Source organism: Parageobacillus sp. NEAU-HV-2, assembly GCF_059115485.1.
In genome coordinates, this window is record NZ_JBXUJJ010000022.1 from 1 (window position 1) to 15951 (window position 15951).

The 15951-nt window shown below is 44.6% G+C and carries 15 protein-coding genes, 1 tRNA gene, 2 rRNA genes, 1 other RNA gene and 1 other annotated feature; of the genes, 15 read left to right on the top strand and 4 right to left on the bottom strand.

Annotation, left to right across the window (positions count from 1 at the left end):
- Positions 1-163 precede the first annotated feature (163 nt).
- A 5S ribosomal RNA gene (gene rrf / locus AC1WMD_RS18400) occupies positions 164-280 on the top strand.
- A 55-nt stretch (positions 281-335) separates the two neighbouring features.
- Here rrf and AC1WMD_RS18405 read toward each other — a convergent pair.
- Positions 336-1322 (bottom strand): YaaC family protein, encoded by a 987-nt coding sequence (locus tag AC1WMD_RS18405; protein WP_494258177.1) that lies wholly within the window; start codon positions 1320-1322, stop codon positions 336-338.
- Positions 1323-1453: 131 nt separating this feature from the next.
- Between AC1WMD_RS18405 and guaB the strand changes: the two genes are divergently transcribed.
- From guaB to AC1WMD_RS18435, 6 genes are all read left to right on the top strand, one after another.
- Positions 1454-2920 carry an IMP dehydrogenase gene (gene guaB / locus AC1WMD_RS18410; protein ID WP_043906394.1) on the top strand — a complete coding sequence of 489 codons (1467 nt, stop codon included), beginning with the start codon at positions 1454-1456 and terminating at the stop codon, positions 2918-2920.
- 166 nt (positions 2921-3086) lie between these two features.
- Positions 3087-4418, top strand: coding sequence for a serine hydrolase (locus AC1WMD_RS18415; protein WP_494258182.1), 1332 nt, complete (start codon positions 3087-3089; stop codon positions 4416-4418).
- A gap of 140 nt (positions 4419-4558) precedes the next feature.
- Entirely contained in the window at positions 4559-5443 is an 885-nt protein-coding gene (pdxS, locus tag AC1WMD_RS18420) for a pyridoxal 5'-phosphate synthase lyase subunit PdxS (protein ID WP_043906396.1), read from the top strand.
- Positions 5444-5462: 19 nt separating this feature from the next.
- A complete protein-coding gene (gene pdxT / locus AC1WMD_RS18425; protein ID WP_043906397.1) occupies positions 5463-6038 on the top strand; it encodes a pyridoxal 5'-phosphate synthase glutaminase subunit PdxT in 576 nt (191 codons plus the stop codon).
- A gap of 67 nt (positions 6039-6105) precedes the next feature.
- Positions 6106-6322: a binding site (T-box leader), on the top strand.
- Positions 6323-6373: 51 nt separating this feature from the next.
- A complete protein-coding gene (gene serS, locus AC1WMD_RS18430) occupies positions 6374-7648 on the top strand; it encodes a serine--tRNA ligase (RefSeq protein WP_494258178.1) in 1275 nt (424 codons plus the stop codon).
- 91 nt (positions 7649-7739) lie between these two features.
- Positions 7740-7832, top strand: a tRNA-Ser gene (locus tag AC1WMD_RS18435).
- Between the two features lie 102 nt (positions 7833-7934).
- On the opposite strand, the gene AC1WMD_RS18440 is transcribed toward AC1WMD_RS18435, so the two are convergent.
- The 3 genes from AC1WMD_RS18440 to AC1WMD_RS18450 all read right to left on the bottom strand — a co-directional run bounded on the left by AC1WMD_RS18440 (position 7935) and on the right by AC1WMD_RS18450 (position 10630).
- On the bottom strand, positions 7935-8615 hold the full coding sequence (locus AC1WMD_RS18440; protein ID WP_043906705.1) for a deoxynucleoside kinase: 681 nt from the start codon (positions 8613-8615) through the stop codon (positions 7935-7937).
- Positions 8615-9250, bottom strand: a complete 636-nt coding sequence (locus AC1WMD_RS18445; protein ID WP_043906399.1) for a deoxynucleoside kinase — start codon at positions 9248-9250, stop codon at positions 8615-8617. The genes AC1WMD_RS18440 and AC1WMD_RS18445 overlap by 1 nt, the downstream gene beginning before the upstream one ends.
- 93 nt (positions 9251-9343) lie before the next feature.
- Positions 9344-10630: a glycoside hydrolase family 18 protein gene (locus tag AC1WMD_RS18450; protein ID WP_494258179.1), complete on the bottom strand. Its 1287-nt coding sequence runs from the start codon at positions 10628-10630 to the stop codon at positions 9344-9346.
- Positions 10631-10715: 85 nt separating this feature from the next.
- Here AC1WMD_RS18450 and tadA point away from each other — a divergent pair, with 85 nt between their 5' ends.
- The 8 genes from tadA to AC1WMD_RS18490 form a co-directional block, all read left to right on the top strand.
- Entirely contained in the window at positions 10716-11198 is a 483-nt protein-coding gene (tadA, locus tag AC1WMD_RS18455; RefSeq protein ID WP_043906401.1) for a tRNA adenosine(34) deaminase TadA, read from the top strand.
- Positions 11199-11251: 53 nt separating this feature from the next.
- Positions 11252-11516: signal recognition particle sRNA large type (gene ffs, locus AC1WMD_RS18460), an RNA gene on the top strand.
- 117 nt (positions 11517-11633) lie between these two features.
- Positions 11634-13316, top strand: coding sequence for a DNA polymerase III subunit gamma/tau (gene dnaX, locus AC1WMD_RS18465; protein ID WP_494258180.1), 1683 nt, complete (start codon positions 11634-11636; stop codon positions 13314-13316).
- A 14-nt stretch (positions 13317-13330) separates the two neighbouring features.
- Positions 13331-13657 (top strand): YbaB/EbfC family nucleoid-associated protein, encoded by a 327-nt coding sequence (locus AC1WMD_RS18470; protein ID WP_043906403.1) that lies wholly within the window; start codon positions 13331-13333, stop codon positions 13655-13657.
- 10 nt (positions 13658-13667) lie between these two features.
- Positions 13668-14264: a recombination mediator RecR gene (gene recR, locus AC1WMD_RS18475; RefSeq protein ID WP_043906404.1), complete on the top strand. Its 597-nt coding sequence runs from the start codon at positions 13668-13670 to the stop codon at positions 14262-14264.
- Positions 14265-14281: 17 nt separating this feature from the next.
- Entirely contained in the window at positions 14282-14506 is a 225-nt protein-coding gene (locus AC1WMD_RS18480) for a YaaL family protein (protein ID WP_043906405.1), read from the top strand.
- A gap of 77 nt (positions 14507-14583) precedes the next feature.
- Positions 14584-14850, top strand: coding sequence for a pro-sigmaK processing inhibitor BofA family protein (locus AC1WMD_RS18485; protein WP_494258181.1), 267 nt, complete (start codon positions 14584-14586; stop codon positions 14848-14850).
- Between the two features lie 422 nt (positions 14851-15272).
- A 16S ribosomal RNA gene (locus AC1WMD_RS18490) occupies positions 15273-15951 on the top strand; the annotation flags it as partial.

Here is a 15951-nt window from a genome sequence, read left to right on the forward strand (position 1 = left end):
ACACGTGCAGCTGACGGATACTAATCGATCGAGGACTTAACCACGAAAAGCGCAGGCGACTGGCTTCTTCCAAGCAGACGGTTATCTAGTTTTGAAGGAATGAACTCCTTCTTGACAAAATCGGTTAGATGAATATAATTATTTATGTCAATTGAACAACTTGCCTAGTGACAATGGCGGAGAGGAAACACCCGTTCCCATCCCGAACACGGAAGTTAAGCTCTCCAGCGCCGATGGTAGTTGGGGCCAGCGCCCCTGCAAGAGTAGGTCGTCGCTAGGCAATTATGTTTATAAAGCATCCTGCCTATTTAAGAGGTAGGATGCTTTTTCATTTCTTAAGAGTCAAGGGAATGAAATTTTTTTATTAAGTATTGGTAAAGCAATAACGGTACTTTCTCTGCGGTTAAAGATAAAAATTGAACGATCAATATATATGCTTTGCTTGGATAGGAGTGCAATAACTCGCTCCACCACTCCGTTTCGTACCGGGAGATCATGCTTAAATTGTATAGTAATAAATAATGGGCAATGATTTCGGGAAGCATAAATATTTTTTCCCTTTTAGTAGGAATGTAATATGTTCCGTTTAAATGAAATAAAAATGGTTCACAACCAATTGGCTGTAACGGTGATTCTACATGGAAATGAAGGAAACGCTCTTCCTCTTTGGCAAATGTTATGTTTAAAAAATGCCATTCTTGCTCTATGTAATCAATAAATCGATTTAACGTCATATGATAATAATCTAAAATTTCTTTTGGAATGGCGATGGAATGATTCGAAGAGCTATGTATTACTTTTAAAGAAAATATTTTTTTATTGCCGCTCAATAGCGAAAACATATCATGTAGCTCACATATTCGTTGCAGCAGTATGCCCATGCGAAATTTTTCCCCTGTTAGCTGTTTCACATGAAACATTTTTTCAGAAAAATGAGTAAACAATCCGTTCTTTTGCACTTTTACTTCATCATCTAAAAATTCATATCCTTGTTTTTTTCGCTTTCTTGTTGATACTCCGTGTGCCAGGACAGAAGTTGATTCAGGATAATCCGCGTCAACGGTAAGCAAGCAAGCCTTTAAAAGCTGCACCATTCCGTAAAATAGAAGAACAGGTTTGACCGATAATGGTGCGTGGCGTGCCGTTGCATAAAAGTTTTGCCCGTGCTCTAAATAATAAAGGAATGGATAACAGTTTGTATAGCTTTTTTGTACAGCATCTTCCCTTTCTTGTTTTACATAGCACTGGTAAAGAAGCTGCTGGGCTATATCAGCCGAATGAAAGACAATAAATTTGTTTGATATGTTTCCGTAATCAAACATTTCCATCCCCCTTGATTATCATAATTTTGGTTTTAAATAACTGAAAAGTTGAACATTTTCTATATTCCTTGACAGTAGTTTAACCAGTTGATAAGCTACTAATAATAATTTCGGGACAAGGGGGAGAAAACATGTGGGAATCGAAATTTGTAAAAGAAGGATTAACGTTTGACGACGTGCTTCTCATTCCTGCCAAATCCGATGTATTGCCTCGTGATGTCGATGTGAAGACGAAATTAAGCGAAACGCTGCAATTGAATATTCCGATCATTAGCGCAGGAATGGATACGGTCACGGAAGCAGAAATGGCGATTGCCATGGCAAGACAAGGCGGTCTTGGTATTATTCATAAAAACATGTCCATTGAGCAACAAGCCGAGCAAGTCGATAAAGTGAAACGTTCGGAACGGGGAGTTATTACCGACCCATTTTTCTTGACCCCTGAGCATCAAGTGTATGATGCAGAACATTTAATGAGCAAATACCGAATTTCCGGTGTACCAATTGTGAATAATGAGAAAGAACAAAAGCTTGTCGGCATTATTACAAACCGTGATTTGCGTTTTATCCAAGATTATTCCATTAAAATCGCCGATGTAATGACAAAGGAAAATTTAATCACTGCGCCTGTCGGGACAACGCTGGAAGAAGCGGAAAAGATTTTGCAAAAGTATAAAGTTGAAAAACTGCCGCTCGTTGATGAAAATGGGGTATTGAAGGGACTTATTACCATTAAAGATATTGAAAAAGTCATTGAATTTCCAAACTCCGCTAAGGATGCCCAAGGACGTCTTCTTGTCGGGGCTGCTGTCGGCGTGACCGCTGATACGATGGTCCGCGTGAAAAAGCTGGTCGAGGCAAACGTGGACGTCATTGTCGTGGACACGGCGCACGGCCATTCGAAAGGTGTCCTCGAGACCGTCCGTAAAATTCGCGAGCAATATCCAGATTTAAATATTATCGCGGGCAATGTCGCGACAGCGGAGGCGACACGCGACTTGATCGAGGCAGGCGCCAACATTGTTAAAGTCGGGATCGGACCTGGGTCCATCTGTACGACACGTGTCGTCGCCGGGGTCGGGGTGCCGCAAATTACGGCGATATACGACTGTGCGACAGAGGCACGCAAATATGGTGTCCCGATTATCGCCGATGGCGGAATTAAATATTCCGGCGACATCGTGAAGGCGATAGCGGCGGGAGCCCATGCCGTCATGTTGGGCAGCCTTTTGGCCGGCGTATCGGAAAGCCCTGGGGAAACGGAAATTTATCAAGGAAGACGGTTTAAAGTGTACCGTGGAATGGGTTCGGTCGCTGCCATGGAACGAGGCAGCAAAGACCGTTATTTCCAAGAAGACAACAAAAAATTTGTCCCGGAAGGAATCGAAGGACGCGTTCCGTACAAAGGACCGTTAGCGGACACTATTTATCAGCTTGTCGGCGGCCTGCGCTCAGGAATGGGATATTGCGGAACAAGAAATTTAGAAGAACTGCGCGAAAAAACGCAATTTATCCGAATGACGGGTGCCGGATTGCGTGAAAGCCATCCACATGACGTGCAAATTACGAAAGAAGCGCCAAACTATTCTATTTCTTAACAAACTCCTATTTCTAACGAAGTTTATCGGTAGGTAGTTCATTCATGCGTCTATTTACCTAACTTAGGCGGAGAAATTTTCTCCGTCTATTTTTTTGTGAGCGGGTATGTTACAATAACGTTTGTGTGAGGAGGGTTCGAAAGTGAAGAGAATCAGACAAAAAATGATGATTGGTTTCCTTATTGTTTGCTTATGTTTAGGTTTATTGCCGTTTCAGGTAGCAAAAGCAGAAAGCGATGCATTGGATATTAATGCCGATGCGGCGATTTTGGTGGATGCCGAAACAGGGAGAATTTTGTATCAAAAAAACATTGACACTGTTCTTGGTATTGCCAGCATGACAAAAATGATGACCGAATACTTACTGCTAGATGCCATTAAGGAAAAACGGGTAAAATGGGATCAACAATATACGCCAAGTGATTACGTTTACCGCCTTTCACAAGATCGTGATTTGTCGAACGTTCCGTTGCGGAAAGATGGAAAATATACGGTTCGCGAACTTTACGAAGCAATGGCCATTTATTCAGCCAACGGGGCCACAGTAGCGATTGCTGAGATTGTCGGCGGTTCCGAGAAAAATTTCGTGAAAATGATGAACGAAAAAGCGAAACAATTAGGATTGAAAGACTATAAGTTTGTCAATTCTACTGGATTAAGCAATAACGATTTAAAAGGTTTCCACTCAGAGGGAACGGATGTAAATGATGAAAATGTGATGTCGGCGCGGGCAATGGCAACATTGGCCTACTATTTGCTGAAGGATCATCCGGAAGTGCTGAAAACAGCAAGTATCGCCCATAAAACATTCCGTGAAGGAACAGACGATGAAATTAAGATGGATAACTGGAACTGGATGCTGCCGGGATTGGTTTATGCCTATCCAGGAGTCGATGGTTTAAAGACAGGATATACGGAATTTGCAGGAAATTGCTTTACAGGGACAGTGAAGCGCGACGGCGTCCGTTTCATCACGGTGGTGATGAACGCAAAAGACAAAAGTGGAAAATCAACGAGGGAGGCTCGCTTCGAAGAGACGCAGAAACTGTTTGACTATGGATTCAGCAATTACTCTAAGAAAGAACTATACCCGAAAGGATATCAACTGAAAGGAAATAAAACCCTTCCGGTCGTAAAGGGGAAAGAAAAGACTGTATCGATCGTAACGGACAAGCCGCTCTCCGTATTAGTGAAAAGCAGCGAAGAAAAAAATTATCGCCCTGTTTATGTTTTCGATAAGAAAAAATTAACCGATCAAGGCGAGTTAACGGCTCCGATAAAAAAAGGAGAAAAAGTTGGATATATGACATTGCAATACAAAGGCGATGATTCATATAGCTTCTTAAGTCCGGAAATGAAGAAAAATGTGAGCGTAAATATCGTGACAAAAGAGAGTGTCGAAAAGGCGAACTGGTTTGTGCTTACGATGAGAGGAATCGGCGGATTGTTTGGCGATCTATGGACAAGTGTAGCAAAAACAGTCAAAGGCTGGTTTTAAGAGCTTCTTCCTTTGGAGGGAGCTTTTTCTATTGTGATTTTTAAAAAAATTGAGGTAAAATAAAAAAATGTAATCATCTAATCTGTGATATTTTAACCCAGCTATCACAGTATTAAGATAGAAATAAGGGGGAATAAAAGATGGCAACTACGGGTACGGACCGTGTCAAACGAGGAATGGCAGAAATGCAAAAGGGCGGCGTCATCATGGATGTTGTCAATGCGGAACAAGCGAAAATTGCTGAGGCAGCCGGCGCAGTAGCGGTAATGGCGTTAGAACGTGTTCCCGCTGATATTCGCGCTGCTGGCGGCGTAGCGCGCATGGCGGATCCAACGGTCGTTGAGGAAGTGATGAAAGCCGTATCGATCCCTGTGATGGCAAAGGTACGCATCGGTCATTACGTAGAGGCACGCGTGTTGGAAGCGCTAGGGGTAGACTATATTGACGAAAGCGAAGTATTAACGCCAGCCGATGAAGAGTTTCATATTGATAAACGACAATTTACCGTTCCTTTTGTATGCGGCTGCCGTGATTTAGGGGAGGCGGCGCGCCGCATTGCGGAAGGCGCATCGATGCTGCGGACAAAAGGAGAACCAGGAACGGGAAACATTGTCGAAGCGGTACGGCATATGCGTAAAGTCAATGCACAAATACGCAAAGTGGTCAGCATGAGCGAAGACGAATTAGTGACGGAGGCCAAAAATTTAGGGGCACCTGTCGAAGTATTGCGCGAAATTAAGCGGTTAGGTCGTCTTCCAGTTGTCAACTTTGCCGCTGGCGGGGTCGCGACTCCAGCGGACGCGGCGCTGATGATGCACTTAGGGGCAGACGGCGTATTTGTCGGCTCTGGTATTTTCAAATCGGAAAATCCAGAAAAATATGCACGAGCAATTGTTGAAGCTACCACCCATTACGAAGACTACGAGTTAATTGCCCATTTATCGAAAGGGTTGGGCGGCGCAATGCGAGGCATTGATGTCGCATCATTATTGCCAGAACAACGGATGCAAGAGCGCGGTTGGTAAGTGAAGGAGCAATGGGACGATGAAAATTGGTGTACTTGGCTTACAAGGTGCGGTGCAAGAACATGTTCGCTCTATTGAAGCATGTGGGGCGGAAGCAGTTGTCGTAAAAAAACCAGACCAGCTTGCAGAATTGGATGGTCTAATTCTTCCTGGCGGCGAGAGTACAACGATGCGCCGGCTTATAGATAAATACGGATTTATGGAGCCGTTAAAACAGTTTGCGGCGGCAGGAAAACCGATGTTCGGCACGTGTGCAGGGTTAATTTTGCTGGCGAAACGAATTGTCGGCTACGATGAACCACATTTAGGGCTGATGGATATTACCGTTGAGCGAAATTCTTTCGGTCGTCAGCGCGAAAGTTTTGAAGCGGAACTTTCGATTGCTGGGGTTGCCGATGATTTTATCGGTGTATTTATCCGTGCTCCACATATCGTGGAAGTAGGCGAAGACGTCGAAATTTTAGCCAAATATGAGGACCGCATTGTCGCAGCAAGACAAGGACAGTTTCTCGGGTGTTCATTCCATCCTGAATTGACGGATGACCACCGCATGACGCACTATTTTCTTAATATGGTGAAAGAAGCAAAAGCATAAAACGGGTTGCGTTTGAGAAAAACTTATAGTACATTATTGATACAAGTAATCGGCAAAAGTGTATAACGCGAAAGCGATGAAAGGAACTAGTAGCAAGACTGTTTCTCTTCAGAGAGTCGGTGGGTGGTGCGAACCGATGGGGAACGCTTGTGAATCCGTCCTTGAGTAAAATGCCGAATGCGTAAGCTAGTAAGCATTTTCGGTTTTTCGCCGTTATCGATGCAAGCGGAAGACAACCTTGTCTTCAATAAGGGTGGCAACGCGGGATCACTCTCGTCCCTTTTTGGGACGAGAGTTTTTATTTTATATAATAATAAACGAAGGAGGTATTGTTCATGCTCGATATCAAATTTATACGCAACCATTTCCAAGAAGTAAAAGAAAAACTGCAACAGCGCGGCGAAGATTTAGCGAATATGGATCGCTTTGAAGAGCTTGACAAAAAGCGGCGCGAACTGATTACAAAAGCAGAAGAACTAAAAAATACAAGAAATGAAGTATCACAACAAATCGCCGTGCTAAAACGCGAGAAAAAAGATGCGGAACATCTGATTACGCAAATGCGCGAAGTTGGTGAGCGCATTAAAGCGATGGATGAAGAAATCCGACAAGTGGAAGAGGAGCTAAATGCCCTGTTGTTGTCTATTCCAAACGTTCCGCATGAATCAGTGCCTGTTGGCAAGTCAGAAGAAGACAATGTGGAAATCCGCAAATGGGGAGAACCGCGGTCGTTTTCGTTTGAACCAAAGCCACATTGGGAAATTGCTGATCAACTTGGCATTCTTGATTTTGAGCGGGCTGCGAAAGTCACAGGAAGCCGATTTGTCTTTTACAAAGGGCTAGGTGCCCGTTTGGAGCGCGCGTTGATTAACTTTATGCTTGATGTGCATATTGAAGAGTTCGGTTATCAGGAAGTGTTGCCGCCATATTTGGTCAACCGGGCCAGCATGACAGGCACAGGACAACTGCCAAAATTTGAAGAGGATGCATTTCGTATCGAAACAGAAGATTACTTCCTCATTCCAACGGCAGAAGTGCCAGTGACAAATCTTCATCGCGATGAAATTTTATCGGCTGAAGATTTACCGATTTACTATGCGGCTTACAGTGCGTGTTTCCGTGCTGAGGCTGGCTCTGCCGGACGCGACACGAGAGGGCTGATTCGCCAGCATCAGTTCAATAAAGTGGAGCTGGTAAAGTTTGTTAAGCCGGAAGATTCGTATGATGAATTAGAAAAGCTGACGAATCAGGCGGAGAGAATTTTGCAGCTGCTCGGACTGCCATATCGCGTTGTTTGTTTGTGCACTGGCGATTTAGGTTTTTCAGCAGCGAAAACTTACGATATCGAAGTATGGCTGCCAAGCTACGGAACGTATCGCGAGATTTCTTCTTGCAGCAACTTTGAAGCGTTTCAGGCGCGCCGTGCCAATATCCGTTTCCGCCGCGACCCGAAAGCAAAGCCGGAATATGTGCATACGCTCAATGGTTCAGGATTGGCTATCGGCCGTACAGTTGCGGCTATTTTAGAAAACTATCAGCAAGAAGACGGAACGGTCGTTATTCCGGAAGTGTTACGTCCATATATGGGAAATAGGGAAGTGATCCGCTAGCCAAAAAACGAAGCGGGGTTGCCCCCCGCTTTCGCTATACAAAGATGTTGACTTTTATCGGTGATAATGTTATATTGAATGACGTCGGCATGGAGGAGTACCCAAGTCTGGCTGAAGGGGTCGGTCTTGAAAACCGAGAGGCGCCGCAAGGCGCGCGGGGGTTCGAATCCCTCCTCCTCCGCCATGAAAGCAAATGAAGAGTACCAACGCGCATAAGTGGAGATTGTTATCCGAAACAATTCGTTACGTTATCGTAACGAATTTTTATTTTCAAGAAAATAACCGCCTAACGATGGCGGTTATTTTTTATGCGTTCATATTCATGAATAATGGCTGCTGCTTTTTGAATAATTGGTTCGATCGATCGCTCATCTTCGATAATGTCGTATTCGTTAATATTTATACGCAACACAGGGCAGATGTTAAATTCGTTAATCCACGCCTCGTAGCGTTCGTACATCTCTTTCCAATAGGATACGGGGGTTTTTTGCTCCATTGGACGCCCACGTTCACGAATGCGTTTCATCACTTCTTCGAAACTTCCTTCCAAATAAATAAGCAAATCGGGATGAGGAAAATACGGTGTCATCACCATTGCCTGGAATAAGCTTGTATATGTTTCGTAATCAACAGCTGTCATTGTCCCGTTTTCAAAGTGCATTTTCGCAAAAATATGGGCGTCTTCATAAATAGAGCGGTCTTGGACAAACCCGCCGCCGTATTCAAACATCCGCTTTTGTTCTTTAAACCGCTCAGCTAGGAAATAAATTTGCAAATGGAAACTCCAGCGCTGAAAATCGCCGTAAAACTTCTCCAAGTAAGGATTCGTATCTACTTTTTCCAATGAAGTGCGGAAGTTCAATGCTTTTGCCAATGCCTTTGTCATCGTCGATTTACCAACGCCGACCGTGCCGGCAATCGTAATGACTGCATGATCTGGAATGCGGTATTTTTCACGTAAATTCATCATGATGAAACTCCTTTTACGACATGGTTTATTTGTTCGAATATGTAATGTAAATCTTCTTTTCGTTGAACGAAGTCAAGCTCATCTCCGTTAAGGCGGAGGACAGGGACGTGCGGATGTTCCCGCTCAAATAGGGAAAAGATTTCTTCATAGTCGGTGCAAAGCTGCTGTAAATAGAGCGGATCGATGTTTTTTTCAAAATCACGACCTCGTTGTTGAATGCGTGTTAACAAGGTGTCAAGGCTGGCATGTAAGTAAATGATGATATTGGGCTGCGGCAAACCTTCGGTTAAAATATTGTATATTTTCTCATATTTTTGATAATGGTGATCTTTTAACGTTTTTTTCGCGAAAATTAAGTTTTTCATCATATGATAATCCGCGACGACTGGGACTTTTTGTTGGAGAAAACGGTGCTGAATCTCTTCTAATTGTTTGTAGCGATGACAAAGGAAAAACATTTCCGTTTGGAAGCTCCATTCCTCCATATTTTCATAAAATTTCCCGAGAAATGGATTTTCCTCGACAATCTCTTTTACTAAATGGTAATGAAACTGTTTAGCAATTGCTGCTGCTAACGAGGTTTTTCCCACCCCAATCGGACCTTCCACCGCCACAAATGGAACGTTCCTCATGTTCTATTTCCCCTTTCTTCGTAAGCAAACAAATTTTATTCTAACATAAAAAAACGCACTTGGGCATGTTTCCAAGTGCGAGAGGAAAAGGATTTATCTTTTTACGACATTAAAATTATCGGTTAGAAGCAGCCAGTTTTGCGGGAAATCTAATCCTAATTTCCAATAGCTCATTCCCCGTAAGCCAAGCTCTTTAACTAAATTAAATTTTGCTTGAATAGAGCGGGCGTCTTCGAACCAAACTTCGTGTTCTTTTCCGTTTTCATCGCGATAGCGGAAATGTGGAGCTTGCGCATTTGTATCGTATTGAATGGCAACGTTGTATTGGGCGGCAAGACGGATTGCTTGCTGCGGACTGATCGCCCGCGCATACGGTCCGCCAGGAACATACGGAAGAGTCCAGTCATAACCATATAAGTTTTGTCCCATTAAAATTTTCCTTGCAGGCATTTCGGAAATCGCATATTCGAGCACCTTGCGGACGGGGCCGATTGGAGAAACCGGCATCGGCGGGCCGCCGCTATATCCCCATTCGTATGTCATAATGACGACAAAATCGACAATTTGACCGTGGGCACGGTAGTCGTGTGCTTCATACCAACGGCCTTTTTGCGTGGCGCTCGTTTTCGGTGCCAACGCCGTAGACATTAGCCATCCTTCTTGCTCGAATCGCCGCTTCGCTTTTCGTAAAAACGAATTGTACGCCTCGCGGTCTTGAGGGCGCAAGTATTCCATGTCAAAGTGGATATCGCGGAATCCGTATCTTTTGGCGGTCGTGACGATATTCTCTAAAAGCCGGTTTTGCAGTGATTCGTTGTTTAAAATAATCGCTCCTAGTTCATCGCTAAATTGATCGTTTTCGATATTGGTGACGACCATGACTAAAGTAACACGGTTGTCGCGGGCGATAGATGGGAAATTGTTTAACGGAGGCGCTTTCAGTGTTGCGTTGCGCTGGATTTGAAAATGAAATGGGGCTAAATAAGTCAAATATGGAGCGGCTTGACGAGCGCTTTCCTCCAAAGCTGGGCTGACAGTCGTTCCTCGAGGCTCGATATATCCGTTAAATTCAGCCCTGTTCTTCGTTCCTGGAGGGATATATAACCGCTGTCCAACCTGTAAAGGACTGTTAAGAGAAATACGGTTTACTTCGGCAAGCCGCTGCATTGGAATGGAAAATTTGCGGGAAATCGACCATAAACTATCGCCGCGCTGCACCCAGTAAAAACGTCCAACGATTGGAATCACTATTGCTTGGCCGACGACAAGATCGTTAGGATTTGGCAACTCGTTTGCGCGAATGATGTCTTCCGGAGTCGTATTATACGCTTGCGCGATTCCACTTAACGTTTGTCCTCTTTGTACAACGTGGATTTGCATACGTTACCTCCTAGTTGCGTCTTCGTTCTTCATATTTTATGATGAAAAAAGAGCAGAAATGACCGTTTTTACGAGGAGTTTAGCAATGGTAAACGATGAATACTATATGCGTTTAGCTATAGAAGAAGCGAAAAAAGCGGAGCAAATAGGAGAAGTTCCAATTGGTGCGATCATTGTCCAAGGTGGCCATATTATTGCTCGCGCCCATAATTTGCGGGAAACGGAACAGCGTGCCATTGCCCATGCAGAAATTTTGGCGATTGATGAAGCGTGCAAGGCAACACGTTCATGGCGCCTAGAAGATGCGACATTATATGTCACGCTGGAGCCGTGTGCGATGTGTGCCGGCGCCATTGTCCTTGCCCGCATCAAGCGCGTTGTGTTCGGCGCTAGCGACCCAAAGGGGGGCTGTGCTGGGACGTTGATGAATTTACTTCAAGAAGAGCGGTTTAATCATCAGACTGAAGTAACAAGCGGGGTATTAGGCGAAGAATGTGGGCAAATGTTAAGCCATTTTTTCCGCAAGCTTCGTGAGAAAAAGAAAAATGTTGGGCAAAGTTCCAATTAAATTACAACGCGCAGTCATTGCATTTTTTTCGCAAAACCGCTATACTTATATTGCCGTGCTAAGCGGGGAGGTAGCGGTGCCCTGTACTCGCAATCCGCTCTAGCGAGGCTGAATCCCTTCTCGAGGTTAGTCTGCTGTAAGGTCTGTCTCAAGTAAGTGGTGTTGACGTCTGGGTCCCGCGCAATGGGATTCCGTGAACCCTGTCAGGTCCGGAAGGAAGCAGCAGTAAGCGGATGCTCCCATGTGCCGCGGGGGTGCCTGGGCTGAGCTAACTGCTTGAGCAACGCTTGGGGCAGCTAATCGACAGAAGGTGCACGGCCTACATAAAGAGGACATGAACTCACTCCTTGCGAGTGAGTTTTTTTATTTCTTGTTTTGAAAAAAGGCGAAGACATTATATAATAAATGAGACGAGAAAAAGAGGAGGGCCATTTCGTGACGTATCAAGCTTTATATCGTGTTTTTCGGCCGCAGCGGTTTGCGGATGTAGTCGGTCAAGAACACGTAACGAAAACATTGCAAAGTGCCCTGCTTCAAAATAAAATATCTCATGCCTATTTGTTTTCTGGTCCGCGCGGTACAGGAAAAACAAGCGCTGCCAAAATTTTTGCCAAAGCGGTAAATTGTGAGCATGCCCCGACGGCGGAACCGTGCAACGAATGTCCGGCGTGCATTGGCATTACGAACGGCGCCATTCCAGATGTGCTGGAAATTGACGCGGCTTCGAATAACCGGGTGGATGAAATCCGCGATATTCGCGATAAAGTGAAATTTGCACCGACATCGGTCCGGTATAAAGTGTATATTATCGATGAGGTGCATATGCTTTCGATCGGTGCTTTCAACGCGTTGTTAAAGACGCTAGAGGAGCCGCCGAAGCATGTTATTTTTATATTAGCAACAACAGAGCCTCATAAAATTCCGCTTACGATTATTTCCCGTTGTCAGCGCTTTGATTTTCGGAGAATTCCGTTGCCTTCGATCGTTGCAAGGTTAAGACATGTCGTCAGTCAGCAAGGCATTGAAGCTGCCGATGAGGCGTTGTCAGCAATCGCGCGCGCGGCCGATGGTGGGATGCGCGACGCGCTAAGTTTGCTTGATCAAGCGATTTCCTTTAGTGACGGACAGTTGTTGCTTGAAGACGTCCTTGCTATGACCGGAGCTGTATCCTCTGCGACATTAGCTTCGCTAGTGCAGGCGATATATGAGAAAGATACGGCAACGGTATTGCAGTTGCTTGAAAAAATGATGGATCAAGGGAAAGATCCGAACCGTCTTATCGAAGATTTAATTTTTTATTATCGCGATCTTTTGCTCTACAAAACAGCTCCCCATGTAGATGGGGCGATAAAAGGCGCGATAGTAGACGACGCATTTAAACATCTGGCGGAGGCTGTACCGGTCTCTGACCTATATGAAACGATTGAAGTGTTAAATAAAAGCCAGCAGGAGATGAAATGGACGAATCATCCGCGCATTTTTTTGGAAGTTGCGTTAGTAAAGCTTTGCCATCAACAAGCTTCACACGCATTGCCGCCTTCCGAAGAACTTCAATCGTTAATAAAAAGGGTAGAATATTTGGAAGCGGAACTGCGCCGTCTTAAAGAGCAAAATGTATCTGCGATAGCAGCAGCTTCCGCGCCAGCAAAAAAACAAACAAAAGCTCTAAAAACAGGAGGATATAAAACACCAGTCGGCCGGATTTATGAAATATTAAAGCAAGCGACCCATCAAGATTTGTCGCTGATCAAAAGCCATTGGGCCGAGATGCTGGATACGCTGAAAAAGCAACATAAAGTATCTCACGCGGCCTTACTGCAGGAAAGCGAGCCAGTTGCCGCGAGTCCAACTGCGTTTGTGTTAAAGTTTAAGTATGAGATTCACTGCAAAATGGCTGCTGATAACACGAATTATGTGAAAGACAATTTAGAGGCCATTTTATTTGAACTAACGAAAAAACGCTTTGAAATGGTAGCTGTTCCCGAAGAAGAATGGAGCAAGATAAGAGAAGAATTTATTCGTGGAAAAGGAGCCAAACAGGAACAGGAGGAAGAAGATCTTCTAATAGCGGAAGCAAAGCGGCTGTTTGGCGAGGAATTAATTGAAATTAAAGAATGAAGGAGGAAAACACGATGATGCGTGGTGGAATGGGAAATATGCAAAAAATGTTAAAGCAAATGCAAAAAATGCAAAAGGAAATGCAGAAAGCACAAGAGCAGTTAGGTGAAAAAACAGTAGAAGGTACCGCAGGAGGCGGTATGGTGACGGTGATTGCGAACGGCCATAAACAAATTTTGGAAGTAAAAATTAAAGAGGAAGTAGTGGATCCGGAAGATATCGAAATGCTTCAAGATTTAGTGTTAGCAGCAACCAATGATGCGTTGAAAAAAGCGGATGAGCTTGCAAACGAAATGATGGGACAATTTACAAAAGGATTGAATATTCCGGGATTATTCTAGGAGGAGTTTTATGCATTATCCTGAGCCGATATCTAAACTGATTGACAGTTTTATGAAGCTTCCCGGAATCGGGCCCAAAACGGCGGTTCGTCTTGCCTTTTTTGTTTTAACGATGAAAGAAGATACGGTGCTGGAATTTGCTAAAGCGCTTGTAGACGTCAAACGCAATATTAAGTATTGTACGATTTGCGGCCATATTACGGATACAGACCCTTGCTATATTTGCAAAGATGAAAGGCGCGACAAAACGACAATATGTGTCGTGCAAGATCCGAAAGACGTCATTGCTATGGAAAAAATGAAAGAGTATAATGGACTTTACCATGTGCTGCACGGGGCGATCTCACCGATGGAGGGCATCGGCCCAGAAGATATAAAAATTGCCGAGTTGTTAAAAAGGCTGCAAGACGAAACGGTACAAGAAGTGATTTTAGCGACAAACCCGAACATTGAAGGGGAAGCGACGGCGATGTATATATCGCGGTTATTAAAGCCGACGGGAATTAAGATAACAAGAATTGCCCATGGTCTCCCAGTGGGAGGCGATTTGGAATATGCTGATGAAGTAACGCTTTCAAAAGCCTTAGAAGGACGCCGCGAGTTATAGAAAGAGGTGGGGGTCACTTGTTATGGCGACGGAAAGGCTGGTTGAAAAAAGAGTTTGATTTAAAGCTAGTAAGGGAATTACAGACGATGAGAGACGAATGGTATGAGCAGAAACGGCTCATTGAAAAGAGCGTAGATCCTTCGGAGGACGTATTAGTAGCGCTTCATATCACAGAAGCAAAATACTTTTTTCTCATTCGTGAGGCAAAGCATCGACGTATATCACTAAAGGGAGTGAATTAAACTTCCTTTATTTTTTTGTTCTTTTTTCCCCCGTTCATCATACCTTTGTAGTACAAGCAATAAAAGGGGGTTAGAGAATGGAACCAAAGGTTGTTATTCTTCTATTATTGTCGATGATTGCAGTTTTGTTATTAGTAGGCGCGCGATTAAAAGCGCTTCGGTTTATAGGATATGGGGCGATCAGGCTGATCATTGGCACGTTGGCATTATTTGTAATTAATGCAATCGGGGGGAATTTTAGTATTCATATACCGATCAATCTTGTAACGTCGTTCATATGCGGATTTCTAGGAGTGCCGGGAGCCGCGGCGTTAATCATTATCGATAAGTATATTGTAATGTAGAAAGATAAAGAATAATGCTAGGAGCGGAATTTTTCGATGAAAGGCGTTATATTTTAAAGACGCCTTTTTAATATTTTTTAGAAAAACTTATTGACTTTCATTTTTATATGTATTATATTAATAAACGTCGCTGTTAAATAAATATAAAAAATATATTGACAGCATATAAATTGATATGTATAATATATAAAGTGTGTTAAAGTTCCTTGAAAACTAAACAAAACGCAAGCGTCAATCCAGAAAAGCGAAGGCGACTGATTAGCCCCGGCAGGCGCTGGAGGGCTCGCGAGGAGGCTGTTGCCGCCACAGCGAGACCGAAGTGCCCCGAGGGGCTAGGAGCCGGAGCTGGACAATAAGAAAAGCGAAGGCGACAAGACACCTTACGGTGTCGGTGCTGAAGCTGAAAAGAAGCCAATCAACTTTCTATGGAGAGTTTGATCCTGGCTCAGGACGAACGCTGGCGGCGTGCCTAATACATGCAAGTCGAGCGAACCGAACAGGAGCTTGCTCTTGTTTGGTTAGCGGCGGACGGGTGAGTAACACGTGGGCAACCTACCCGTAAGACCGGGATAACTCCGGGAAACCGGAGCTAATACCGGATAACACCGAAGACCGCATGGTCTTTGGTTGAAAGGCGGCTTTGGCTGTCACTTACGGATGGGCCCGCGGCGCATTAGCTAGTTGGTGAGGTAACGGCTCACCAAGGCGACGATGCGTAGCCGGCCTGAGAGGGTGACCGGCCACACTGGGACTGAGACACGGCCCAGACTCCTACGGGAGGCAGCAGTAGGGAATCTTCCGCAATGGACGAAAGTCTGACGGAGCGACGCCGCGTGAGCGAAGAAGGTCTTCGGATCGTAAAGCTCTGTTGTTAGGGAAGAAGAAGTACCGTTCGAATAGGGCGGTACGGTGACGGTACCTAACGAGAAAGCCCCGGCTAACTACGTGCCAGCAGCCGCGGTAATACGTAGGGGGCGAGCGTTGTCCGGAATTATTGGGCGTAAAGCGCGCGCAGGCGGTCCCTTAAGTCTGATGTGAAAGCCCACGGCTCAACCGTGGAGGGTCATTGGAAACTGGGGGACTTGAGTGCAGAAGAGGAGA

Excerpts from the sequence above, each read along its gene's own strand:
- AC1WMD_RS18450 (WP_494258179.1), bottom strand. The coding sequence starts at position 10,630 with ATGCAAATCCACGTTGTACAAAGAGGACAAACGTTAAGTGGAATCGCG.
- AC1WMD_RS18405 (WP_494258177.1), bottom strand. The coding sequence starts at position 1,322 with ATGTTTGATTACGGAAACATATCAAACAAATTTATTGTCTTTCATTCG.
- AC1WMD_RS18440 (WP_043906705.1), bottom strand. The coding sequence starts at position 8,615 with ATGAATTTACGTGAAAAATACCGCATTCCAGATCATGCAGTCATTACG.
- pdxT (WP_043906397.1), top strand. The coding sequence starts at position 5,463 with ATGAAAATTGGTGTACTTGGCTTACAAGGTGCGGTGCAAGAACATGTT.
- serS (WP_494258178.1), top strand. The coding sequence starts at position 6,374 with ATGCTCGATATCAAATTTATACGCAACCATTTCCAAGAAGTAAAAGAA.
- AC1WMD_RS18445 (WP_043906399.1), bottom strand. The coding sequence starts at position 9,250 with ATGAGGAACGTTCCATTTGTGGCGGTGGAAGGTCCGATTGGGGTGGGA.
- pdxS (WP_043906396.1), top strand. The coding sequence starts at position 4,559 with ATGGCAACTACGGGTACGGACCGTGTCAAACGAGGAATGGCAGAAATG.
- AC1WMD_RS18485 (WP_494258181.1), top strand. The coding sequence starts at position 14,584 with ATGGAACCAAAGGTTGTTATTCTTCTATTATTGTCGATGATTGCAGTT.
- AC1WMD_RS18415 (WP_494258182.1), top strand. The coding sequence starts at position 3,087 with ATGATTGGTTTCCTTATTGTTTGCTTATGTTTAGGTTTATTGCCGTTT.
- AC1WMD_RS18470 (WP_043906403.1), top strand. The coding sequence starts at position 13,331 with ATGATGCGTGGTGGAATGGGAAATATGCAAAAAATGTTAAAGCAAATG.
- guaB (WP_043906394.1), top strand. The coding sequence starts at position 1,454 with ATGTGGGAATCGAAATTTGTAAAAGAAGGATTAACGTTTGACGACGTG.
- tadA (WP_043906401.1), top strand. The coding sequence starts at position 10,716 with ATGGTAAACGATGAATACTATATGCGTTTAGCTATAGAAGAAGCGAAA.
- recR (WP_043906404.1), top strand. The coding sequence starts at position 13,668 with ATGCATTATCCTGAGCCGATATCTAAACTGATTGACAGTTTTATGAAG.